Origin of the sequence: Spiroplasma endosymbiont of Dilophus febrilis, from assembly GCF_964030685.1 — a bacterium.
In the GTDB taxonomy this organism is placed as follows: domain Bacteria; phylum Bacillota_I; class Bacilli_A; order Mycoplasmatales; family Nriv7; genus Nriv7.
The window spans coordinates 735,753-761,322 of the sequence record NZ_OZ034912.1 but is presented as its reverse complement, the minus strand read 5'-3'; the positions used below and the strand labels follow the sequence as shown (position 1 = coordinate 761,322).

Sequence of the window (25,570 nt, the reverse complement as noted above, 5' to 3'; positions counted from 1 at the left end):
AGTTTTTGTAGCCTTTCTGCTTTAAATAACTTATTCGTCACTACTTTTTACTAATTCAAGTACATTCATTCGTTTTAATGTTTCAGTTGAAATTATATAAGTCAGTGTGTAAATAATTGTAATTGTTGCTAATGTTATTGGTAAAAGTCATCATTGGAAATATAGGGGAATAATGAATCCAGTAAAAATTCCAATAGTTCATAAGATACCTTGACAAATAAATCAAGCACTGATAAATCCAACGATAAATCCCATAATAGCGACCGGAATAAACATTGATAAAGTTAAACTATTAATTTCACGATATTTATACCCTTGAATTTTCATAATCGCCATTAGTTTAGCAAACTGATGGACAAGAAGATTAGAAATCATTATAACAATAATTACGGATAGACTAATTGAACCTAAAATAAAGATGGCAGCAATACTAGAAGCCACTGTTGTTAAGTTTTTAATTAATTCTCGTTTTACTGTTAATAGTTCACTGTTAGTAACAGTATTAGCAACATTATCATTTAAACTAGCAATTGAATAATCACCAAGAGTTGAAGTTGTTGAATATCTACTAGTAACATCAGTTAATTCAGGATTAGATGATAACCGACCATTAAATCATAATGGTTCATTATTAAAAGGATCTTTTTTATAAATTTCACTACTTGTTGTGGCATTAAAACCAAGAATTTGATTAGCAACTCGTTGATTAATATAAACTTTTAATTCACCATAAGATTCATGAATTGCTTTAACTTGATATTTAACTTTTTGCGGTATCGGGGTATTATCAATTTTTAGAATTTTAGGTATTTCTTTATTACCAATAGTTTTACCGTCTAGTATGGCAATAAAAATATTTCATAATGGATTGTCATATGATTGATTTAAGAGATTTAGTGCTGATGTCATAAAGTTTTCATCAACAAATTTATTTTTAGTAGCAAATGGCACAAAGGCTCTAATATGTCATCATTTATTGTCGGATGATTGTTCAATAACAAATTTATTATTATTTGTTGGTATTTTTGCATTAATAATTTCTTTTAAAAATTCATCTTTAATTGCTGGGTATTTGATATTATCAATTGTGATTTCTTCTTTGGGTAATCGTAAAATTATTTCATTTAAGTTACGATAACTTTTAGCAATGTCATCATCACCAATATCGTTTTCTTTATAACCATAATGGTTAGTTCAACCATAAGGCGAGTTATTATCATTAATACTTCATTTATCTAGAGGCATATTATAGATATTTTCAGAGTTATTTTCATCACGATAAATTCAAAATGAAGTGTGAGCAGGATATCATTTATTATTAGCACTCATATATTGTAATTGTTTTTGTTGAACTTCACTTTCAAAAATACTATCAACTTTTAAATTATGTTTTATTTGCATTGCCCGATTAATAACTGCTGGAATCTTATCAAGTCATTTTTTTTCTTGGATATATTTTGAACTTTCTTTTAATGCAATCATATCACTATTTGGTTTTACTCCTAGGGTTTTAAAAGCGACATTATTTAAGTTAGCATCATAATATGTATATAATTCATCTTCTTTAGCATTATAAGGTAAAGTATTATGAGTAATTGTTAAGCGTTGTTTTCTTCCAGAAATATTAAGAAAGTCTTTAATATAAGAAGGAACAGCTGTTTCAATTGCATTCATTGTACAGGTTCTTCAGTTATCACTAGTATTTATTTCGGCATTAGTTGTTAAAATAGTGTTTACCATTGGACAAATAATTGTGGATAATAATCCTGAAAGTTTGGGATTATTATTAAAATCCTTAGAAATTTGTTCTAATCAACCTAAAGAAATTCCTCTGCCACCTGTTCAATAATAGTTATAAGCAATTTGTTTTAAAATATTATCTAAATTAATGTTTTGGGTATTATCACTAAGTTTTTTTCAAGAATTAGCAGGAGCATCTTTATAGTAATCAGCTACTGGACGAATTTCAGTAATTGGGTAATCAAGACTTTGATTTTGAGCATCAATCCCTTTTCAAGGGTATAAATTATAACGAGTTGTTGGGATATTACTAATCGGTTGTTGAAATTCAGCATTAGTTTGATATTTTAAAAGTCCATAATAAGAATCATCAAGACTGCGAACAGCAGCAGGGATCATTAAGGCAATAGCGATAGTGAATGAAGCAATAAGAATTGTTACAAACATAATAATAATTTTCTTATATGAAACTGATGCCAATGCCAAACGAAACCGAGTTTTAAAGCTTCCAAATGCAAATCATCTTTTGTGGATGCCAGAAATTGCTTTTGAAGGTTTATTATCACTGTTAGGTCGTAATAGGGTAATTGTATTTTTTGCTACTTGTTTATAAGCAGTAATTGTTACGGTAATTAAAATTACAATGATATTAATTGCCAAAGCAATTAGAAAAGGAATAATATCAAAATAAAAAATATTATTTGGGATTGTAAAGAAATTTTCAAAAATTTTCATTACGGCTATTTGTAAAATACTACCAACAATTCAACCAATGGGTACAGCAAGAATTGTTGTTATTAAGGCATAAGATCAATATGAACCAATAATTGTTTTATTTTCATAGCCTAATGCTTTCAAAACACCAATTTGTGTTGCGTTGCGTTCAACGGTTTTTCTAATAATTAATACTGTTGCAAAAACTGTTAACATTGTCATAAAAATAACAATAATAATACTAAATCAAGTATATGTTCTAGTAATTGTTGGTAACGAATTAAAGCCACGATTAATATAATTGTTGCTGTCACTATTTTCAATCGTTGAAGTTATTTTTAAATCTTCAGTAATTTTTTGAATGTCTTGGGGGTTGTTATTGTAAGCTAACATTTTTTGATAAACAGTTTCAATGCTGTTATTATTTTTTTTAAAATTATCATTAAGAAAAAGTCGAAATAATTCGAAATCATTGGCAATATGATTTCCTGTGTATGTTAAATAGACATTAGATATATCTTCAATATCACTATAACGAATGAATTCATCACGAATAAATAATTGGTGGTTAACGAATAAGACGGCTTCTTTTGCTGGATTAGGAAGAAAATTTATTGGATGAACAACAGGTAACGATGTAAAGTTATCGCCACCAATGCCAGTAATTATTAATTTATAGCTACCAATTTTAAGAGTATCACCAATTTTATAATTATATTTTTCAGCAAACTGAGGATTAATTACAATTTGATTAGCACCAGTAGGATAGGTGCCACTAATGATTTTAATATTATTTTTTTTAGCGTCATTATTAGGATTAATACTAATTACACGATAACGGATATTAGTAGCAAAATCAGAAAATAAATACTCTTGGCGTAAATTGACATTAAAGTTACTTAATAAGCCAACTAATTTATTATGGTGATTTCATATTGCTTGCGAAATATCTCAATTATTTCTTAAAGATGTTCCACCAATCGGAAGTGTTAGATATTTGGCAACATCGAGATAACTACTATCCTTATTATCATTTATGTGGTCGTTTGTTAGTTGAAAAATAATTTCATTATTATCTTTGTTAATATTCATTAAAATATTTCCTAAATCGCCTTTAAAACCTTGTTTAAAAAAAGCTTTGTTATTAAAATTTGTTGCCTGAGGAAACCTTTTTTCATAATCTTCTTTTGTTAATTGTTGAAAAATATTAATTCCGCCACCAAAAATTGGAACATTATCACTAGATAAATCAGTTTCATTATTTATATCTCTTATTCAACTGTCGCCATTACGAGCATTAACAAAGTCTCTTAAAAATATTTCTTTAAATGCTTTAACTTTGTCAAAATAATCAGCATCAGTTGTTTTTTTTGGATATTTAAGTTTATCACTATTAGCTTTATAAAGATTAAATAAATAAAAGGCAAAAATTGGGTTAATGTATTGTTCAACCAAAGTTGTATATTGTTCATATAATATTTTAAATTCGTTATTAGGAATGTCATGATATTTTTTATGTAAAATTTGACCAAAGAGTGAATTTTTAAAGGCTAAACTATTTGTATTAATTTTTTCTCATTTTAGTAAATTTTTAAAGGAAATATTTTCAATTGTGATATTATTATCACTTGCTATTTTTTCCGTAATATCTAAACTTTCTGATATTAATGGTAATAAACACCCCGTAGGGTCATTTTTATCTTTCGCAATGGTAAGTATTGGTGTACTGTTATCTTTTATACTTTTACTAGTATTAGATTCTGCTAATGAACTTTTACTAAAAGCAGTACAAATATTAAATGTTGGTGATATGCTTTGAATACTAGGACTATTTTTACTGTTAAAGCGATAACTATAATTAAATGGTGTTGTAGCACTATTCATTGCTGTTTCACCATCTAAGAGTCATCTTGTCGTAATTCAAGTTAAGGTAATTGTCGTTGATAAGATAATAGTTAATAAAATTAATGAAATAATTTGGATTTTATGTTTAAATGCTCCTCAAAAGGCTTGCTTAAATAATTTGTTTCATTTTCAATGTTTCATAAATGTATCTAACCTCAACTTAATAAATTATTATAAAAAAGATAAATATTTTTTAACATAAATAATTATATCAACTTATTTATGAACGGCAACCTTGTAAGAATATTAGGGTCGCGTTTAGTTTTCTTAGGTATTTTTTAAAAAAGAAAAAATAGTCATTTACTATAAATTATTTCAATATGCAAATTAAGTATATATTTCTTATGTATGATTTTTGTTGTAAAAAATTATTTTAATGTTGTTTTTATAAGCATTTTACTTAGTTTTTATAACCTTTTATTAAGAATATGTTTGTTAATATTAAATATTTTGTTTTATTAATTATTTTTCAAGTAAAAAGGTAATAAATTTTTAGTTGCTTTTCTTTCAAAATTATTCAAATCTTTACCCACCTAACAAAACTTTATGCGCCCGAATATTAGTAGCAAGATTGGTTTTATTTTTTAAATAAATATTTGGATATTGATTTAGATAGACAAAGTTAAATCTAAATAGTATTCTTAATAGAAGTAAGACTATGAAAATAAAATTTAAAAAAAATTGCCGTTTATTGTTCTTTTTTTCATAATTTGAATTTGCTTTATTTTTCTAAAAAGTTTAAAATTGTCTTGCATTGTTTTATAAAAGTTGAGGTTTAATTTATGAAAAGAAAAATAATGAAATATTGAGTAGTGTTATTATTATCAGTTTCTCAAATTTTAACCTTAGCTGCTTGTACTTTTCGTTATCAAACTAAGATTGATGAAGGCATCGCTGCTAAATTAAATGATTTTTCGGCAATTACTGGCGAAATTACTAAAGCAATAATATTAAGTAGAGAAAAAAAATGAGATGCTTCGCAAGTTATTAATGATATTTTAGAAAATAAAGTTGATAATTTAATTTTTAAAAATATTTCTTATTCGTATTTTGGACAAACCAATGATAATAATTGATTACCTCGTCATCAAGAGTTTTTTGCTTCGCAAGATTTAGCTAATAAAGTTATTAACTCTAATGATAAATATGTAAAACCCTATGCTGATTTAATTAGTCAAAATAATATTTTAGGTAAAATTCGAACATATGGTTCAATTTTTAACACTTTAACTGTTGATACATTAAAAGAAATTTTTAATAGTGGGTCTGTTTTAGATCCCATTATGAATTTTATAACTAAAAGTAATGTTGAAAGTTTTTGAAATGATTATAATGCTGGTGGTTATGCTGATATTATTACTGAATTACGAAATAATCTTACTGAACATAATGATAATTTTGTTGGCAAAGCAACATATGCTCAAGCACTACAGTGGTCACAAAAAAGAATTAAAAAAATAATTGTTCAAATTGGTTGTAAGAAAGAAAATTATGAAAAAAAAGAAAATGATGAAGAGAAAGAAAAGATAGAAAAAGAAAATGATGAAGAGAAAGAAAAGATAGAAAAAGAAAAAGCTGAAAGTTCTTGTAAAGGATATGATAGTAAAGATGATACCGAAGTAGAAGCTGCTTATGATACAATGATGGCAACATTTGGTATTGAAGTAGATAATAATAATGATAATCATGTTTCAATAATAACTAATAAATATATATTAGAAAATTTTCAAAATGGATTTAAAGATCTAAAAAATATTATTTCATTGTTAGTACCAATTTTACCAGTTATTTCTTATGTAATGAAAATGTATGTTAGTATTCCTTTTGATGATCCCAATAAGATTTGGTACGAAGTTAGTAAAATTCCTAAAGAAATTCAACAAGCTATTAATGAGCAATTGAGTACGACATATGTTGGTTTCGATCAATCAGTAATTAGTAATTTAAAAAATAAGTTAACAAAAGTATTTTCTTTAAATGATGGCGGATTAAGTTTACGAAAGTTATTATTAATTATGAGATTAACCCCACAATTAAATGAATTAGTTAAGAAAATTAACATAAATATTATAACTTTCTTAAAGTCTTTTGATTATCCATTAATTGATGTGGTTTCAGCTGGTGGTGGTTGTGTGGGATTTAATAGTTTTTTTTGTAAAAATACTGATTTTTTCCCATTAGCATTTCCTAAAATTAAAGATATATTAGATTCCATTTTTGGAACTGTTAAAAAATATTTAAATTTTCTTCCTAATGATACAAATATTAATTTAAATGATGTTTTAACCGCAATTAATAAGTTAGTCGGTGTAATTCAAGATGAGGTGTTAACAGAAGCAAAGATTAACAAGATTCTTGCTGCCATTGAAATTGACAACGAGCATGCAAAAGTGGCATTATTAGAAATCCTTGGATGTAATGGTCAGAAAGGTGAATTAATACCGAATGGAGTATTGGATACTCTTATTACGACTATTAGCTCTTGTAAAGAAGAAGATGATTCCAATTGTATAACCGAGGTTGCTAAATTGTTAACAATGTTAACAAGCGAAAACGGAATTTTAGATCGCATTGTTAATGATAATAATGGCACTATTAATATGAAATATCGGAGATTTTATCAAGATAGTAATTATTGAAGAATTACTAATACGAAAATGCAGTATAATGATATTGATAATTCATTAGAAGTATCATATGATATTAGTTTTTCCCAAGGTAAGATGAATAATATTTATTCAATTAAATGAAAAACAAAAAACTATTACAATAGTCTTGCTAGCAATAATTTTAAAATTGTAGCATTTAGGAATAAGGAGATTAAATAAAATGAAAAATACAAAATGGGCATTAATTGGACGAATAGTAATTTCGTTAGCATTTTTTTTAATGATTGTTTATGGTTTTGTGGAGCTAGTTAAGTCTAAATTTGTTATTTATGATACTGTTGTTTTAAAACTAAATTTTTGAACTAGTAATTTTGCTCAAACATTATGGAATATATTAATTATTATTGCTTTTTTTACATTTGTTATTACAAATATTTGAGGTTTAAAAAGAAGGATTTTCTTTTGAATAATTGGTAGTATTTATATAATTATTGGTTTTTTAACATTTATCTTTACAATTATTGATAATACTGATAATGGCGAGAGAATGGCAATTGGATTAGTTATTTCTTTACTATTAATGATTGGGGCGGGATTTTTATTACTAGTTGCCTATCGAATGAAAAATAAAGAGATTGTTGCTAATAATTGAAAATTTTGAGAGAAAAATAAGTCTGCCAGTCCTGCATAGTTAAAAATAAAAACAGCAAAATCCTTGCTGTTTTTATTTTTGACAAGTTTATTTGTTATAATAATTTAAGAAATGAAATAGAATTAGGTGAAAATTTTTTAATGAAGAAAATATTATTAGTTGATGGTAATGGTTTAGTTTTTCGAGCATATTACGCAACTGCATATAGTAATTCCATAACTTTACGAGCAAATGATGGGACACCAACTAATGCTTTGTTAGGTTTTATTACAATGTTAGAAAAGATTTTAAAACAAAATTATGATTTAGTTTTGGTTGCTTTTGATGCTGGACCTAAAAATTTTCGTTATGGAATATTACCTAGTTATAAAGAAAAACGCGTTAAAACCCCACAAGAATTATTACAGCAATTACCATTAGTTCGTGAGTTTTTAGATGCCTATGGAATTCAATGATATGAACATCCTGATTTTGAAGCTGATGATATTATTGCTACGATTAATAAAAAGGCAATTGATTTAAATTGAGAAATTGAAATTTTGTCATCGGATGGTGATTTAGAACAGTTATTATCTGCTAATACGGTAATTGTTAAACCGAAGCAGGGATTATCACAAGTAGAAATTATTAATGTTGATTCATTAAAAGCAAGATGAGATATATCCCCAAACCAAATACCTGATTTAAAAGGATTAAAAGGTGATGCTAGTGATAATCTTCCAGGTATTAAAGGCATTGGTGAAAAAACTGCTTTATCATTGTTACATCAATTTGGAACATTAGAAAATATTATTACGCATCAAGAGGAATTAAAAACAGCGGTTAAAGAAAAAATTGTGAATAATGCTAATATTGGTTTATTATGTAAAGAAATGGCGTCTTTAAGATATGATGTTCCTTTTCCTAAGGATTTATCTTCGTTAACAATTAATACAGATTTAAATCGCTTAAAAGAATTTTATTTAAAATATAATTTGAAATCATTAGTTAATCGTTTAGAGACAAATAATCCTTCACAAGATAATAATAATAAAGATCAAGGTAAAATTTTAAATAAGTGAGATGCTAATTATAATTGTGTTGAAAATGCGTTATTTGTTGAAATGAATGGTGATAATTATTATACTTCAGACATTATTGGGTTTGGCGTTGTTAACGATAAAGGAGCATTTTATTTAGATTATCTTGTTGCTAGTACTGATGAATTATTTTTAGCATTTTTAAAAGATGAAAAATGTTTAAAAGATGTTTTTGATTTGAAGAAAGTTATTAATGGTTGTAAATGACATCATATTGAAGTTAAAGGTATTGCTTTTGATTTACAATTAGCAGGTTATATTTTAAATGCGAATATGAAAGTAACGATTGATAATGTTATTAATTATTTTGCTGAACAAACTTTTATGAATGATGAAATGTTTTATGGTAAAAATCAAAAAAAAGTTGTACGAGAATTACAAGAAGTTGCTGGTTTTATTACTAGAAAAGCTTGATGAATTTTACATTTAAAACCGCTTCTTAGTAAGAAATTAGAACAACAACAACAATTAGAGTTGTATAAAAATATTGAGTTTCTTTGTGCTTTTGTATTGGCAAAAATGGAGTTTCACGGTATTCGTGTTGATATGGAACAATTAGAACAGTTAACAAAAGAAGTATTAAAAATTGTCACCCAATTAAATGAAGAAATTAATAGTTTAGCACAACAAGATGTTAATCCTAATTCTCCTAAACAATTAAAAGAATTATTATTTGATGTGTTAAAATTACCTGATTTACAAAAAGGTAGTACGGCACAAGAAGTATTAATGCAATTACAAATGCAACAATTGCATCCAATTATTGATAAAATTTTGGAATATCGTAAATATCAAAAAACTTATTCAACTTATTTAAAAGGTTTGGAAAAATATATTTTCGCAGATGGTAAGGTGCATACGATTTATAATCAAACTAATACAACAACAGGAAGGTTATCTTCACAAGAACCTAATATGCAAAATATTAGTATTCATGATGTTCATCAAAAATTAGTTCGTAAAGTGTTTGTTCCTAATGATTCTGGCACACAAGTAGTATTATCTAGTGATTACTCGCAAATTGAATTAAAAGTTTTAGCACATATGGCTAATGTTAAAGAATTAATTAAAGCATTTAAAAATAATGAAGATATTCATTCATTGACTGCTAGTAAAATATTTTCTATTAATCAAACTGAAGTTAGTGAACAGCAACGAAGAGTTGCAAAAACTGTTAATTTTGGGATTGTGTATGGTATTTCTGATTTTGGTTTAAGTAAACAATTAATGATTTCTATTAGCGAAGCAAAAAAATTTATTGAACGATATTTTGCTGTTTTTCCTGAAATTCGTCATTATATGGATAATACAATTAAATTTTGTCAAGAACATAAATTTGTTAAAACTTTATTCAATCGGATTCGATACATTCCAACAATTAATGATCGGAATTGAGTAGCTAAACAAGCAGCAGAACGCGTTGCAATTAATGCTCCGATTCAAGGAACAGCAGCTGATATAATTAAATTAGCTCTAATTAAAATTGATCAGCAATTAGAACAAAATAATTTAAAATCGTATCTTGTTGCTCAAGTTCATGATGAGTTGATTGTTGAAGTATATGAAAATGAATTAGAAATTGTTAAAAAAATTGTTAATTCAGCAATGAATTTAGCAACAAAATTGCAGGTGCCCTTAACGGTTGATATTAATATAGGAAATAATTGATATGAAGTATAAAGGAGATTAAGTTAATGCCAGAATTACCAGAAGTAGAAACTGTTCGTGCTAGTTTACAACCTTTCGTTTGCAATCAAGTTATTACAGGAATTAGAATTTATTGAAGTTCGGTAATTAAACAACCCGACTTAGTATCATTTCGAAAATTGATTGTTGGTCAAAAAATTCTTGATTTAAAAAGAAAAGCAAAACATTTAATTTTTGAATTAGAAGATTTTGTGTTAATTAGTCATTTACGAATGGAAGGCAAATATTATTATCAAAATCTTAATGATGATATTGAATGAAAACATGTTTTATTAGTTTTAGAATTAAGTAATGGTTGTGAATTAAGATATCATGATACAAGAAGATTTGGTACTTTTCATTTGCAAAAAAAGGATGAATATGAACAATTAGCACCATTAATCAAAGTGGGACCAGAACCTTTTGAATCAAGGGCTACTGTTGATTATTTACAAAAGAAATTTAAAAATAAGAACCGAGCTATTAAAACAATGCTGTTAGATCAAAGTATTATTAGTGGTTTAGGAAATATTTATGTTGATGAGGTATTATTTGCTAGTAAAATTCATCCGGTTACTAGGTGTAATAAATTACAAACCGAGCATTTAAAAGCAATTTTAAATAATGCGAAACAAATTTTAACACAAGCGATTAACTTAAAAGGAACAACAATTGCTAGTTATACTTCTAATGTTGGTGTTAAAGGGACATATCAGCAATTATTGAAAGTGCATACAAGAGAAGCATTAGCGTGTTATGTTTGTTCTTCAATAATTGAAAAAATTAAGCTTAATGGTCGTGGTACATATTTTTGCTGTCAATGTCAGAATAAATTATAAGTTGTGAATTATGTGGATAAGTAAATTAAAGCATCTTATTTATAAGATATTTTTAGGACTAAGTTGTGGATAACTTAGTGGGTAATTATTTTTTTATTGTTTATTATTTACATCGTTATTATTCTGTCATAGAATAAATAAGACAATAAGGTGGAGATAAAAATGTTACAATCAGAAGAAAAATTTCAAATAATTATTAATTCTCATATTTGTAGTGAAACGCAAAAGATAGTTCAACATTTATATCAACCAATTATTGGTGTTAATGCTGTTTCGCTATATTTTGCTTTATTAAATGAACAATTATCAATGAAAGTTTTAAATTTAGATAATTCGCATTTACGCTTGCAAAATTTATTACAATTATCATTACTGGAAATTGAAGTTGCGAGAAATCGGTTAGAAGCAATAAATTTACTTGATGTTTATCGTAATAATACTAATATTGGTGTTACTTATTACTATGAATTATTTGCTCCGATGGCACCACAAGACTTTTTTAATCATCAGCAATTTAATCAATTGCTAATTAATAATCTTTCTCTTAATGATTATGAACGAACAAAGTTTTTATTTATGCAATATCAAGAAGATCTGTCAAGTTATAAAAAAATTACGAAATGCTTTAATGAAATATTTTCTTTATCAATAGTAAAAGCAGATGCTTCTAGTGCTGATTTTATTTTCCAAACCAATCATTTGCCAGAAACTAATAACCAATCATTAGAAGTTGCTAATGAAGATATGAAAAATCCTTTACAAAAAAAAATTTATGAGATGCAAACAATATCACCATATAAATATTTAACATTATTACAAAATTTTCCTTTACAAGCGAAAGATTTACAGTTATTGGCTAAGTTATTAGTTACTTATACTTTGTCACCAGAAGTTACTAATTGCTTAATTGAATATGTGTGATATAAAAATAATAAACTTTTGGTTATGGGTTATTTAGAAAAAATTGCGAGCACATTACAACAAAAGCAGATTACTACTGTTGAACAAGCAATGATATATTTAAGAACTGCTTATGTTCAAAGTTTTAATAAGGGAAAAGTAAAATTTAATAAAATTGTAAAAAAATCAAAATTTGATTATGAAATTAAATGAAATACAGGTATTATTCCAAAATGGTTACAAGAAGACCCCCTTTATCAAACATAATTATGGAAGGAAGTGATTGTTATGGATATTTATCATCGGATTCAAAAAACTAAGATTATTGCTTTGCAAAAATTTATTGCTGAACATCAATTATTAAAAAAAGATTTATTACGAAATAGTGATATTTTAGAAAAATATTTAAATAATTTTGTTGAATGTTTGGATGGTTTGAATTGAAATGAATGTCAACAATTAATTCCTGGATATCGGTTAGAATTAGTTTATGAAAATCAACGGATTTATTTAGAAATGCAAGATTGTTTACATCGTCAATATTTACGAGCTAATGATAAAATTCGTAATAATTATTTAATTTGTCATTTTCCTTTATCAATGATTAATTTATCATTAGAAAGTGATTTTCATTTACCAGAAAATGATTTTATTCGCATAAAATTAAAAGAATATTTTATTAATTTCCTTAAAAAAGAGCAAACAACAGGATTATATATTTATGGTGCTCCTGGTATTGGTAAAACTTATATTTCTATTTTATTAGCTAATAGTTTAGTTCGGAATGATTATAAAGTATGTTTTGTTTTTGTTCCCCAATTAATGAGTCAATTAAAACAAGCGATTTCAAAAGCAACTAATTCATTAGCTAGTGATATTTATAAGCTCCAAACTTGTGATGTGTTATTTTTAGATGATTTAGCTGGTGAACCCGTATCGGAGTGAACTCGTGATGAGATTTTATTTAGTATTTTAAATTATCGGATGCAACATAATTTATCAACATTTTTTACTTCTAATTATGATATGGGTAACTTACAAGAATATTATAGTCGTAATGCTAAATATAAAAATATTGATATTGTGAAATCAATTCGGTTAGTAGAAAGAATTAGATACTTGGCAAAACCAGTATTATTAGGGGGCGATGTGCTTCGGAAATATGCCCAATAAATTGGCAATGATTTGCAATGTCTTTGGTAATTTCTAGATAGTGTTTTAGAAGAAAATTACTAATTTAATTGTAAAATAAAGGAGTTATTTGTATAATTATTGCAGTGCATATAGGAGGAAAACAGAATGACAAAGAAAAGAATTGCAATTAATGGGTTTGGACGCATTGGTCGTTTAACTTTAAGAATATTAATGAATTATGAAAATATTGAGGTTGTAGCAATTAATGATTTAGGTGATGTTAAGATGTTAGGTCATTTATTAAAATATGATTCAGCACAAAAGCGATTTGATAAGGAAGTTACTACTAAGGAATCAAGTTTAGTTATTGATGGTCATGAAATTAAAATTGTATCTGAAAAGGATCCTAAAAATTTACCGTGAAAAGAGTTAAATATTGATGCTGTTGTTGAATCAACAGGGTTATTTGTTACTAAGGAAAGTGCAGCAGCTCATATAGCTGCGGGAGCTAAAAAAGTTATCATTTCAGCACCTGCGGGAGCTGATTTAAAAACCGTTGTGTTTAATGTTAATCATCATGAAATTATTGCTAGTGATACTATTATCTCCGCGGCATCTTGTACAACTAATTGTTTAGCACCAATGGCACAAGTATTAGATGAAAAATTTGGTATTAAAACTGGGGTGATGACAACAATTCATGCTTATACTAATGATCAAAATATTTTGGATGGGTCACATCGTAAAGGTGATTTTAGAAGAGCAAGAGCAGCGGCAGTTAATATTATTCCAAATACTACGGGAGCTGCTAAAGCGATTGGGTTAGTATTACCAAATTTAAAAGGAAAATTAGATGGTGCAGCTCAAAGAGTACCAGTAGTTACTGGTTCAATTACTGAGTTAACTGTCCTTTTAAATAAAAAGGTAACAGTTGCTGATATTAATGAAGCAATGAAAAATGCTGCTAATGAATCTTTTGGTTATACTGAAGATCCGATTGTTTCTAGTGATGTTATTGGTATTAGTTATGGTTCATTATTTGATGCTACGCAAACTAAAGTAATGACTTTAGGAGACGATCAATTAATCCAAGTTTTTGCTTGATATGATAATGAAATGTCATATGTTAATCAACTATGCCGAACAGTTAATCATATTGCAAACTTAATGGAATAAATAATGGCTAAGGTGGATACCTTAGTTTTTATTATTGGAAAGGAAAATTAAATTCATATGAAAAAAACATTGGCAGATATTAATTTTAAAGATAAAAAAGTATTAGTCCGAGTAGATTTTAATGTGCCATTAGTTGATGGTGTTATTAGTGATGATAATCGTATTATTAGTGCCATCCCAACAATTCAATATTTATTAGACCACGATGCTAAAGTTATTTTATTATCACATTTGGGAAGAATAAAACGGTCAGAAGATTTAAAAAAATATTCATTAAAACCAGTAGCAAAGCGGTTAGCAGAGTTATTAGGTATTGAAGTAAACTTTGTTGATGAAATTAGTGGGGTAACATTGCAAACAGCAATTAATAGTTTAGAAAATAAACAAGTTTTATTAATGGAAAATACGCGTTTTGCTGATTTAGAAAATAAAAGGGAATCTAATAATGATGCTAGTTTAGGTAAATATTGAGCAAGTTTAGGTGATGTTTTTGTTAATGATGCTTTTGGCACAGCCCATCGTGAGCATGCTTCTAATGTTGGTATCGCAACTAATATTAATGAATCTATTAATGAATCGTGTATTGGCTTGTTAGTGGAAAAAGAGTTAGCAATGTTAAATAAAGCGATTATTAATCCTGAGCGACCTGTTGTTGTGATTTTAGGAGGGGCAAAAGTATCTGATAAGATTGGTGTTATTGATCATCTTTTAAAGGTAGCTGATAAAATAATTATTGGTGGAGCAATGAGTTATACTTTTTTAAAAGCGCAACAATTTAATATTGGCAAGTCTTTAATTGAAGAAGATAAAATACAATTAGCTAAACAGTATTTACAAAAAGCAAATGGTAAAATTATTTTACCGATTGATCATTTGATGAGTAAAGAGTTTGTTGATCAGTCTGGAATTAATAGTACTGATGCTAATATTGCTGATGATTATATGGGAATGGATATTGGTGAAAAAACAATAACATTATTTAATAACTATATTAAAGAAGCTAAAACTATTATTTGAAATGGTCCAGTTGGCGTTTTTGAGATGAAAAATTTTAGTAAAGGAACGCTAGCAATTTGTGAAACAATTGCTCATTTAAATAATGTTTTTAGTATTGTTGGTGGTGGTGATTCAGCAGCAGCAGCCATTCAGTTAGGTTTTAAAGATAAGTTTAGTTATATTTCAACTGGTGGTGGTGCTAGTTTGGAATTATTAGAAGGTAAACCGTTACCCGCTATTGAAGTTATTCAAGATAAATAGTTAATGTTATTAATGATGTATCGTTTAAATAAACGATACATTTTATGGGCGCATAAAGTTTTGTTAGGTGGGTAAAGATTTGAATAATTTTGAAAGAAAAGCAACTAAAAATTTATTACCTTTTTACTTGAAAAATAATTAATAAAACAAAATATTTAATATTAACAAACATATTCTTAATAAAAGGTTATAAAAACTAAGTAAAATGCTTATAAAAACAACATTAAAATAATTTTTTACAACAAAAATCATACATAAGAAATATATACTTAATTTGCATATTGAAATAATTTATAGTAAATGACTATTTTTTCTTTTTTAAAAAATACCTAAGAAAACTAAACGCGACCCATTTTATTGTTAAAATATAAAAATTGTAATATATGTTATAATTATTTGTGAAAAATATAAAATTAGAAAAGATAAATGGTGTTATGATGAAAATTAAGTTAGTTGCTTTAGATTTAGATAAAACATTATTGAAAAATCATTTTGAGTTACATCCAGAAAATATTGTTGCTGTGAAGCAAGCTCAAGAACTTGGTGTTAAAGTAATTATTGCTACAGGACGATCACCGCAATCTAGTTATAAATTTGCTCGTGAATTAGGTTTATATGAAACTAGTGAACATATGGTATGTTTTAATGGCGCCTATGTTATTAATTTAAGAACTGGTGAGTTATTAGTTGATAAAGAAATAGCGTCAAGTACTATTAAACAAGTTATTAATTTAGCTAAAAATTATAAAGTTGCTTTTTGAGGTTATAGTGTTGATGGTAATATTGGTTATATTTTAAAGAAAACTTTTAAAATTTGGTTAATTCAAAAGTTAAATCGTCGTAAAATTGTTAAAGTTAATGAAAATTCTGATGTTAGAATGTATAAAATTTTATTATTAGGTAAGAGTAAAAGAATTAATAGTTTAGCATTAGAATTAGAAAAGTTACAAATTGCTGAAATTGCGGTTTCTGACAAGGGAAAATCTCGGATGATTGAGGTTAATGAATTAAATATTAGTAAAGCAAGTGGTATTAAGCATTTAGCTAAGATGTGAAATATTAATCGTGAAGAAGTTATGGCCATTGGTGATGGGATGAACGACTATAAAATGATTGAATGAGCTGGTTATGGAATTGCAATGAAAGATAGTGAAAAACCATTATTAGCAATTGCTAATGATATTACTGATACTTATAATAATGGTGGCGTTAGTAAAGCAATTCATAAATATATATTAGATGTTAACTAAGATGTTATAAAAACTCTTAGTTTTTTTAATAAAATAGTTGTACACTTTTTTTATTTTGCTAAACTTAATTTAAGTATTAAGAGTAATGAAAAATAAACTATATTTTGAGGTGAGTAAAATGAGTGGTTGTTTTGCGAAAATTTTTTTAGCATTTCTCCTATGTTCAACAGGTATTGTTACTAGTATTAATAGTTTGGCACTAACTGATATTAATGAAGAAATTGTGTTAAATCCAAATACAGTAATTCTTGCATTTAAGGAGCGCTTTGATAAAAAAATTAAGCAATTAGATTTTTTACTAGCAGAGAAACTTACTGTGCCCGTAATGTCAATTGTTTATGAAGAAACAATTAAAGTAAGAGAATTAAAGCTAACTTGATTTGATAATTCTTTATTTGCTAAAGAAAATATTAATTATATGTTAGATAAGCGGGCGCATAAAGTTTTGTTAGGTGGGTAAAGATTTGAATAATTTTGAAAGAAAAGCAACTAAAAATTTATTACCTTTTTACTTGAAAAATAATTAATAAAACAAAATATTTAATATTAACAAACATATTCTTAATAAAAGGTTATAAAAACTAAGTAAAATGCTTATAAAAACAACATTAAAATAATTTTTTACAACAAAAATCATACATAAGAAATATATACTTAATTTGCATATTGAAATAATTTATAGTAAATGACTATTTTTTCTTTTTTAAAAAATACCTAAGAAAACTAAACGCGACCAGATAAGCTTGCTTATTGACATCAAAAATTAACTACTAGTACAATAAATGGTGATGAACAGTTAAAAACATATTTAAAACATCAAGTAAGGGTCAAAGCATTAAATTTAGAAATTGTTAAAGCGATTAATGATATTAATAATAAAGATTATTCAATTAATAATTTAAGAGAGAAATTACATCAATATGATTTAATTATGCGGGAATTACAAGAAAGTGATGTTCAATCTTGAACTGAAAAGTTTGTATTTTCAATATCATTATATGAACAGTATATGGAATTTAATAAATTAGTTTATGCCGATTTAAAAAGTAATATTCATAGTTATCTTGGAATATTTGTTGATGAAATGAATAACCAATTACAAAAATTAATCATTAATATGGAAAGTAATAATGAACAAGACTTTAAGATGATAGTTTTTTTTAAACAAAGATTACAACAATTTCAAGAAGATATTTTATATTTAAAACGGGATGATTTTATTAGTGAATTTCCGATTAAATTTATGGAAATTAATAATAATTTGCATCAAGCAATGCTTTTGTTAGCAACCCAAGAAAAGCAAATGATAGCTTCTTTTATTAGTCATTTTAAAGAGTGAAAAGCAACGATTATTAAGCAAAAGGAAAAAATAACCGAAAGTGGTGTTTGAGAAAAGCTTGAAAAGTTAAATCAAATGTTTAATGCTTCATATACTAATCTTAAACAAGTAGAAAAAGCATCACAGGATTTTAATTTTAGTGTTGTTCATAAATTGGTGAAAGAAATTCAAGATGTTATTAATACTATTGAATACAAAGGAATTAATGCTATTGTGATTGAGAATAAAAAAAATCCTAATATTATAACTCATTATATGTCGGATGATCAATATGCTGCTAAACGAGGGTCGCGTTTAGTTTTCTTAGGTATTTTTTAAAAAAGAAAAAATAGTCATTTACTATAAATTATTTCAATATGCAAATTAAGTATATATTTCTTATGTATGATTTTTGTTGTAAAAAATTATTTTAATGTTGTTTTTATAAGCATTTTACTTAGTTTTTATAACCTTTTATTAAGAATATGTTTGTTAATATTAAATATTTTGTTTTATTAATTATTTTTCAAGTAAAAAGGTAATAAATTTTTAGTTGCTTTTCTTTCAAAATTATTCAAATCTTTACCCACCTAACAAAACTTTATGCGCCTCAAAAAGATAAGATAACTGAACTTGGAGTTTGAGAAAAAATTGTTAAATTAAATAAAATGTTTCAAGACTCATATGAACATCTTAAAACAGTAGAAAAAGATTGTGGTAATTTTAATGTTAATTTTAAAAATGTTAATAATTTAGTACAAAGTGTCCGCGATGTTATTAAAACGATTGAGTATAAAGGTGTGAATGCGATTAATGTTGCTGATTCTAATAATTCTCATATGATAACGCATTATATGGCTGATGATATGTATGCAGCAATGCGGAGTAAACAAGTTATAAAAACTGTTGTGATTGATATTGTTGTTGGTGTGCCAATATCGGTTTATACCGGAACGAAAGTTGGGGCTAAGGTTGCTAAATTGCTTATTAAAAATGGCAAAGTAGTTAGGTGGTTAGCAACAGGCGTTTCATCAACTTTAGTTGGTGGTATTGCTGGTGCAGTGGTATCAATATTAGTAGATATTGTTTTTGGTGATCTTTTGGATGCATTAATAAATACCGACTGAATTTCTCACGGAGCGGGAATTAGTTATACAATTAATAAAAATTTTGAGTGATTAGGAATATATAAAGCAATCGCAATGAAAAATACTTTAAAGGCACAAACAATGAAATATTTAGATAAGTTTTAAGTGTTAAAAATATTTAAATTAACCTTGTTATTTTAATATTAATATTTCATAATAATTTTATTAAGTTTAAAACTTATCACAGTTTGAGAATGAGTTCTGTTGAAAAATGATTAATAACGCCATTGGCGTTATTTTTAAATTAATTTAAAAGGAGAAGCTAAATGTTGCCACAAGAGTTTCAAGAGCAATTATTAACAATAAAGAAAGAATTTGAGAATTATTTCAAGTATTCAATTGATGAATTAACAAGACTAAAAGTAAAAATTCTTGAATTACAACAAGGTTTAGATATTAGTGATGAAAAAGAACAATTAAATAATTATATGCATCGCATAGATTATCGGATGAAAGCATTAACAATTAATTATCAGGCAGAAGTGCAAAAAGAAATTTTTAATCGTTTAGAACAATTAATTAATCGTGGTGATATTTTAGCAATTGAACAATTTTTGCAAAATACGCCAATAGATTTAAATATTAATGCTTCAATGTTTATTAATAAGAAAATTGAAAATTGATTTCAAAAAATTGATTTTCATAAAACATTGGCAGTATTAGAAATACTAATTAATTATGGTTTTAATGTTAATGTTTGAAATAACGATGGTGAAACGCCACTTCATATTGCTGTAAGAAAAGAATGATTAGCATTAATCCAATTGTTGTTGGATAATGGTGCTAATGTTAATGCTGGTACTGTCTATGTTGATGATAGTGATTTAGAAAGTGAAACTGATGATGCTAATCTTAATGTTGGTGATATTAATATTGATGACAGTTATTTAGAAGATGAGCATAATACAGCCCTGCATTATGCAGTCAAAAGCAAAAATATTGCTGTTATTGAGTAGCAGTGCGGATGCTAATCTGCAAAATAGTGGCGGTACAACACCATTTTCTTATGCAATTGAGGAACAAGAAATTGCAATCATTAAATTATTACTTGCTAGTGGTGCTAATGTAAATTTACAGCGTGAGTTAGGTAATCCGCCCCTTCATTATGCAGTAAGCAAAGAAAATCTTGAAATTATGCAACTGCTCTTTGATAGTGGTGCGGATGTTGATATTAAAAATAGTCTTGGTGAGTCGCCTATTTATTGAGCCTTAGGAAGTAAAAATATTGCTGTTATTCAGTTGTTGCTTGCTAGTGGTGCGGATGTTAATATGAAAAGTAGGATGTTTGGTTCGCCGATTTTTGAAGCAATAAAAAGGGGAAATATTGCTGTAATTAAATTGTTACTTGATAATGGTGCCGATGTTAATAATATTCTTAAACATTCTGAATTTAATGCTTTTTTTGTAGCCGTTCGCGAAAGTAGTTTAGAAATTGTACAATTGTTAATTGATAATGGTGCTAATGTGAATGCAACTGATAGTGGTGGTTTTACAGCAATGATGTTAGCAGTTAGAGTATCGCATTTAGAAATGGTACGATTGTTGATTAAAAATGGTGCGGATGTTAATATTAAAAATCCTTATAATGAGAATTGCCTTTTTCCAGTTGTGGCATCAAAAAATGTTGAAATGGTGCGATTATTAATTGATAGTGGTGCGGATGTTAATATTAAAAATGATTGTGGCAAGACGCTGATCCAATTAGCAAATGAATGTAAAATTAAATATGAGGATACTTATGGTGCTCGTATCGGATGGAAATTATCAGGCGAATGTGAGGAAGACCGTATTCATCGCGAAATTGTTGCTTTATTAACAACTAATGCTTCGTTATTAGCAGAAGATGTACTGAGTAATTCACAATTTAAACGCAGAAAAATCGAGTAGGAAATAATTTTATTAAGTTAAAAACTTATCACAGTTTAGGAATGGGTTCTGTTGAAAAATGATTAATAACGCCGATGGCGTTATTTTTAAATTAATTGAAAAAGGAAAGATAAATGTTACCAGAATTATTAGAAAAAAAATTATTAAAAAATATAATAGAAGTTAAGAGTTATTGCAACTATTCTGTTGCTGAATTAAAAACTTTAAAAGGAGAACTTATTAATTTACAAGAAGAATTAGATTTTTATCGTGCAAAAGAAACTGTTGTTTTTATACAAAAGACTTTAATATCGGATTTATCAAAAGAAATTCGTTTAGAAATCGATAAGAATGGGGCGCGGATGCAAGAATTAACAAACCAAAAAGAGAAATTGACAAATTATATTGACCGGATAGATTATCGGATGAAAGCATTAACAATTAATTATTGCGAAGAACAGCAAAAGCAAATTTTTAATGATTTAGAACAATTAATTAATGGTGGCGATATTTCAGCAATTAAACAATTTTTAGAAAATACCCCAATGGATTTGAATATTAACTCGCCAATGTTTATTTTTAAAAAAGTCGGTGAAAATCGTTTTCAAAAAATTGATTTTCATAAATCATTGGAAGTATTAGAAATATTAATTAATTATGGGTTTAATAGTAATTTTTTAAATGAGTACGGTTATGCTTCACTGCATATTGCGGTAAAAAGCGGATGTGTTAAAAGAATCCAATTGTTGTTGGATAATGGTGCTAATATTAATTCCCTAAATAGTATCGGTAATGCCCCACTTTATTGTGCAGTAGAAGATAAGGTTATTGGAGCTATTGAATTGTTACTGAAATGGGGTGCTGATGTTAATATTAAAACGCGTTTTAATGAGAGTTGTCTTTTTGTAGCAGTATTGTCAAAAAATGTGGCATTAGCACGATTTTTGTTGGATAATGGTGCGGATATTAATATTTTAAATACTCAGAATGAGACGCCACTTTTTTATGCCGTAAAAATTGAAAACATTGAACTTGTTAAATTGTTGGTGGATAATGGTGCGGATATTAATATTCAAAATCGCGCTCGTAGAACGCCACTTTTTTATGCAGAAAAAAATAAAACCATTAAAGTCATTGAATTGTTGTTGGAACGGGGTGCTAAGTAGAATAGCAGTTTGGGAATGGTCTGCAATAAAAAAAGATTAATAACGCAAAGTTTAATACTTAAACGGCGTTATTTTTAAATTAATTTAAAAAGGAGAAGGTAAATGTTACCAGAATTATTAGAAGAACAATCATTAATAGTAAGAAAAAAAATTGGTAATTATGCTAATTATTCTCTTGTTGAATTAACAAATTTAAAATTAAAACTTATTGAATTACAATCTGAATTAGGTATTTATTGTCAAAAAGCAGTTTTGCTTTTTTCAGAATATTACTTAAAATCTGGTTTATTACAAAATATGAGTTCAAAAATCGAGTATTCTATTAAGAATAGTATTCAAGAATTAACAAATCAAAAAGAGCAGTTATATAATTACATTGATGAGATTGAATATGGAATTAAAATATTATCAATTGAGTTACCAGAATTATTAGAAGAGCAATTTTTAATAATAAGAGAAGAATTACGAAATCATGCTAATTATTCTCTTGATGAATTAACAAATTTACGAGTAGGACTTGTTGAATTACAAAACCAATTAGCGATTTGTTGTCAAAAAGAATCATTTTGTTTTAATTTATTATTCAATATTGATAGCCAAATGGATAATATTGTGATTAGTATTCAACAAATAAAAGCATCTAAAAATCAATTAGATAATGATATTAATCAGATTGCCGAGCAAAAGCTTATATTTAGTAGTGCCGAGTTAGAAAATGTCCTTAATGAAATACAATTATTGGTAGTACGAAAACAAGAAGTTGTTATTGCTTTAACTAATATTCCTGAAATCATTAACCAGATTGATTATCGGATTAAAGGATTAGATATTAGTCCACAAGAATTAGAAGAAAAAATATTAATATTAAGAAAAGAATTAGGTAATTATGTTAATTATTCTGTTGCTGAGTTAACAAATTTACGAGTAAGATTAGTTTCGTTACAAAAGGAATTAAAAGTCAATCTTGAAAATGCAGTTGCGATTTTAACAAAATATTGCTTAGAATTTAGTGTCATTGATAATATTAGTGAAAAGGTAAATAACATTAAGATTAGTATTGAACAAATGGAAAAACAAAAAGAGCAATTGGCGAATTATATTGATCGGATTGATTATCGCATTAGAGCATTAGCAACTAATTATAATGCAAAAGAACTAAAGGAAATTTTTAATTATTTAGAACAACTAATTAATAGTGGTCAGATTTTAGCAATTAGTGAGTTTTTAGAAAATAAGCCAATAGATTTAAATATTAATGCTTCAATATTTATTAATGAAGAAATTAAAAATTGTTTTCAAAAAATCAATTTTTATAAATCATTGCGAGTATTAGAAATATTAATTAATTATGGTTTTAATATTAATGCTCAAAACGAGTATGGGGAGTCGCCACTTTTTTGAGCTGTAAAAAATCAATCAATGGCGATTATTGAATTGTTGCTGGATTGAGGTGCTAGTATTAATATTAAAAATAAGTATAATAATACACCACTTTTTTATGCAGTATGAGATGAAAATATTGCTGTTATGGAATTGTTGCTGGATTGAGGTGCTGATATTGATATTTGCAATAATGATGGCAATTACCCGCTTCATTATACAGTATGAGGAAAAAGATATTAGAGTTATGCAATTGTTGTTGGATTGGGGTGCGAATATTGATATTCAAAATAGATACGGTGAGACCCCACTTTTTTGTGCGGTAAGAAGTGAAAATATTCAGTGAGTCAAATTGTTGCTGGATCGGGGTGCTGTTGCTAATATTAAAACTAACGATGATGAGACCCCACTTTTTGAAGCAGTAAGAAATAGAAATATTCCTATTATTAAATTGTTGCTTGCTAGTGGTGCTAATGTTAACATTAAAACTAATCTTGGTTATTCGCCCCTTTCTTATGCAAAAACACAGCAATATATTGAAATTATTAATTTGTTAACTAAATAATAGTTAAAAAGGATGGATGTAATGACAAAAATAAAATATTGTTGTTAACTTGTTATTTTTATTTTATTAAGTTGAAAAAACTTATCGCAGTTTGGGAATGGGTTCTGTTTAAAAAAGTCTAATAACGCCGATGGTGTTATTTTTAAATTAATTTAAAAGGAGAAAGTAAATGTTACCACAAGGATTACAAAAACAATTATTAACAATAGAAAAAGAATTTAGTAATTATGTCAACTATTCGGTTGTTGAATTAACAAGTCTAAAAATGAAATTTGTTGAATTACAAAAAGTGTTAGATATCGCTGATGAAAAAGAACAATTAGATAATTATATGCGTCGCATTGATTATCGGATTAGAGCATTAGCAACTAATTATAATGCACAACAATTAGATGAAATTCTTAATCGTTTAGAACAATTAATTGCTAGTGAAGATATTATTGCAATTGGAGAATTTTTAGAAAATACGCCAATAGATTTAAATATTAATGCCCCAATATTTATTAATAATGAAGCGATTGAAAATCGTTTTCGAGAAATTGAATTTAATAAATCATTGCCGGTATTGAAAATATTAATTAATTATAGGTTAAATAGTAATTTTTGAAATAACTATGGTAATACGCTACTTCATATTGAAGTACTAAGAAAAAATATTGAAGCAATTCAATTATTGCTTAATAATGGTACTAATATTAATATGAAAAATCATAAAGGCGAGTCGCCACTTTTTTGAGCTGTAAAAAATCAATCAATGGCGATTATTGAATTGTTGTTGGATCGGGATGCGGATGTAAATATTCAAAATGATGATGGTGAGTCGCCAATTTTTGGGGCAATAGAGCTTATGAATATTCCAATCACTGAGTTGTTGCTTGCTAGGGGGGCTAATATTAATATCCAAAGTAATGAGGGTTATACACCATTTTTTTATGGAATAAATCAAGCAAAAAACATTGAGGTTATGAAATTTTTAATTGCTAGGGGTGCTGATGTTAATATTAAAGGTAATGATGGTAAGACACCACTTTATTATGCATTATGAAATCGTGACATTGAATTCATTAAATTCTTGCTGGATAATGGTGCTAATATTGGAATTGATTCATTGCAACTAAAGCAGTTTGCTGATTATTAGGAAATAAGAAAATTGCGATTTGTAGAAATATTTACAGTGATTTTAATC

At 26.8% G+C, this 25,570-nt stretch carries 20 protein-coding genes; 18 read left to right on the top strand and 2 right to left on the bottom strand.

Annotated elements, in window-relative coordinates:
* Window positions 1–30: 30 nt before the first annotated feature.
* Window positions 31–4,500 carry an ABC transporter permease gene (locus tag AAHF53_RS04105; protein WP_342189570.1) on the bottom strand — a complete coding sequence of 1,490 codons (4,470 nt, stop codon included), beginning with the start codon at window positions 4,498–4,500 and terminating at the stop codon, window positions 31–33.
* A 641-nt stretch (window positions 4,501–5,141) separates the two neighbouring features.
* Between AAHF53_RS04105 and AAHF53_RS04100 the strand changes: the two genes are divergently transcribed.
* The 8 genes from AAHF53_RS04100 (at window position 5,142) to AAHF53_RS04065 (ending at window position 15,691) form a co-directional block, all read left to right on the top strand.
* Window positions 5,142–7,187: a hypothetical protein gene (locus AAHF53_RS04100; protein WP_342189569.1), complete on the top strand. Its 2,046-nt coding sequence runs from the start codon at window positions 5,142–5,144 to the stop codon at window positions 7,185–7,187.
* 1 nt (window position 7,188) lies between these two features.
* On the top strand, window positions 7,189–7,659 hold the full coding sequence (locus AAHF53_RS04095) for a hypothetical protein (RefSeq protein WP_338968073.1): 471 nt from the start codon (window positions 7,189–7,191) through the stop codon (window positions 7,657–7,659).
* A 101-nt stretch (window positions 7,660–7,760) separates the two neighbouring features.
* Complete coding sequence (polA, locus tag AAHF53_RS04090; RefSeq protein ID WP_342189568.1) at window positions 7,761–10,379, top strand: DNA polymerase I; 2,619 nt, start codon at window positions 7,761–7,763, stop codon at window positions 10,377–10,379.
* A gap of 14 nt (window positions 10,380–10,393) precedes the next feature.
* A complete protein-coding gene (gene mutM / locus AAHF53_RS04085) occupies window positions 10,394–11,224 on the top strand; it encodes a DNA-formamidopyrimidine glycosylase (protein WP_338968070.1) in 831 nt (276 codons plus the stop codon).
* 162 nt (window positions 11,225–11,386) lie between these two features.
* Complete coding sequence (locus tag AAHF53_RS04080) at window positions 11,387–12,391, top strand: DnaD domain protein (protein ID WP_342189567.1); 1,005 nt, start codon at window positions 11,387–11,389, stop codon at window positions 12,389–12,391.
* A gap of 21 nt (window positions 12,392–12,412) precedes the next feature.
* Entirely contained in the window at window positions 12,413–13,297 is an 885-nt protein-coding gene (locus AAHF53_RS04075; RefSeq protein WP_342189566.1) for an ATP-binding protein, read from the top strand.
* A 126-nt stretch (window positions 13,298–13,423) separates the two neighbouring features.
* On the top strand, window positions 13,424–14,434 hold the full coding sequence (gene gap, locus AAHF53_RS04070; protein ID WP_342189565.1) for a type I glyceraldehyde-3-phosphate dehydrogenase: 1,011 nt from the start codon (window positions 13,424–13,426) through the stop codon (window positions 14,432–14,434).
* A 57-nt stretch (window positions 14,435–14,491) separates the two neighbouring features.
* Window positions 14,492–15,691, top strand: a complete 1,200-nt coding sequence (locus AAHF53_RS04065; RefSeq protein ID WP_342189564.1) for a phosphoglycerate kinase — start codon at window positions 14,492–14,494, stop codon at window positions 15,689–15,691.
* Here the strand turns inward: AAHF53_RS04065 and AAHF53_RS04060 are convergent.
* Window positions 15,607–15,795 (bottom strand): hypothetical protein, encoded by a 189-nt coding sequence (locus AAHF53_RS04060; protein WP_342189563.1) that lies wholly within the window; start codon window positions 15,793–15,795, stop codon window positions 15,607–15,609. The two genes, AAHF53_RS04065 and AAHF53_RS04060, sit on opposite strands and share 85 nt — an antisense overlap.
* 294 nt (window positions 15,796–16,089) lie before the next feature.
* Here AAHF53_RS04060 and AAHF53_RS04055 point away from each other — a divergent pair, with 294 nt between their 5' ends.
* The 10 genes from AAHF53_RS04055 to AAHF53_RS04010 all read left to right on the top strand — a co-directional run bounded on the left by AAHF53_RS04055 (window position 16,090) and on the right by AAHF53_RS04010 (window position 25,522).
* Window positions 16,090–16,941, top strand: a complete 852-nt coding sequence (locus AAHF53_RS04055; protein WP_338968058.1) for an HAD family hydrolase — start codon at window positions 16,090–16,092, stop codon at window positions 16,939–16,941.
* A gap of 85 nt (window positions 16,942–17,026) precedes the next feature.
* Entirely contained in the window at window positions 17,027–17,401 is a 375-nt protein-coding gene (locus tag AAHF53_RS04050) for a hypothetical protein (protein ID WP_342189562.1), read from the top strand.
* 471 nt (window positions 17,402–17,872) lie between these two features.
* Complete coding sequence (locus AAHF53_RS04045) at window positions 17,873–18,598, top strand: hypothetical protein (RefSeq protein ID WP_342189561.1); 726 nt, start codon at window positions 17,873–17,875, stop codon at window positions 18,596–18,598.
* 329 nt (window positions 18,599–18,927) lie between these two features.
* On the top strand, window positions 18,928–19,512 hold the full coding sequence (locus tag AAHF53_RS04040) for a hypothetical protein (protein ID WP_342189560.1): 585 nt from the start codon (window positions 18,928–18,930) through the stop codon (window positions 19,510–19,512).
* 161 nt (window positions 19,513–19,673) lie between these two features.
* On the top strand, window positions 19,674–20,363 hold the full coding sequence (locus AAHF53_RS04035) for an ankyrin repeat domain-containing protein (protein ID WP_342189559.1): 690 nt from the start codon (window positions 19,674–19,676) through the stop codon (window positions 20,361–20,363).
* Complete coding sequence (locus tag AAHF53_RS04030; RefSeq protein WP_342189558.1) at window positions 20,326–21,294, top strand: ankyrin repeat domain-containing protein; 969 nt, start codon at window positions 20,326–20,328, stop codon at window positions 21,292–21,294. Before AAHF53_RS04035 ends, AAHF53_RS04030 begins: the two co-directional genes overlap by 38 nt.
* A 113-nt stretch (window positions 21,295–21,407) precedes the next feature.
* Window positions 21,408–22,439 (top strand): ankyrin repeat domain-containing protein, encoded by a 1,032-nt coding sequence (locus AAHF53_RS04025; RefSeq protein WP_342189557.1) that lies wholly within the window; start codon window positions 21,408–21,410, stop codon window positions 22,437–22,439.
* A gap of 102 nt (window positions 22,440–22,541) precedes the next feature.
* Window positions 22,542–24,062, top strand: coding sequence for an ankyrin repeat domain-containing protein (locus tag AAHF53_RS04020; RefSeq protein WP_342189556.1), 1,521 nt, complete (start codon window positions 22,542–22,544; stop codon window positions 24,060–24,062).
* Window positions 23,998–24,384: an ankyrin repeat domain-containing protein gene (locus AAHF53_RS04015; protein ID WP_342189555.1), complete on the top strand. Its 387-nt coding sequence runs from the start codon at window positions 23,998–24,000 to the stop codon at window positions 24,382–24,384. Before AAHF53_RS04020 ends, AAHF53_RS04015 begins: the two co-directional genes overlap by 65 nt.
* 169 nt (window positions 24,385–24,553) lie before the next feature.
* Window positions 24,554–25,522: an ankyrin repeat domain-containing protein gene (locus tag AAHF53_RS04010; protein ID WP_342189554.1), complete on the top strand. Its 969-nt coding sequence runs from the start codon at window positions 24,554–24,556 to the stop codon at window positions 25,520–25,522.
* Window positions 25,523–25,570 lie beyond the last annotated feature (48 nt).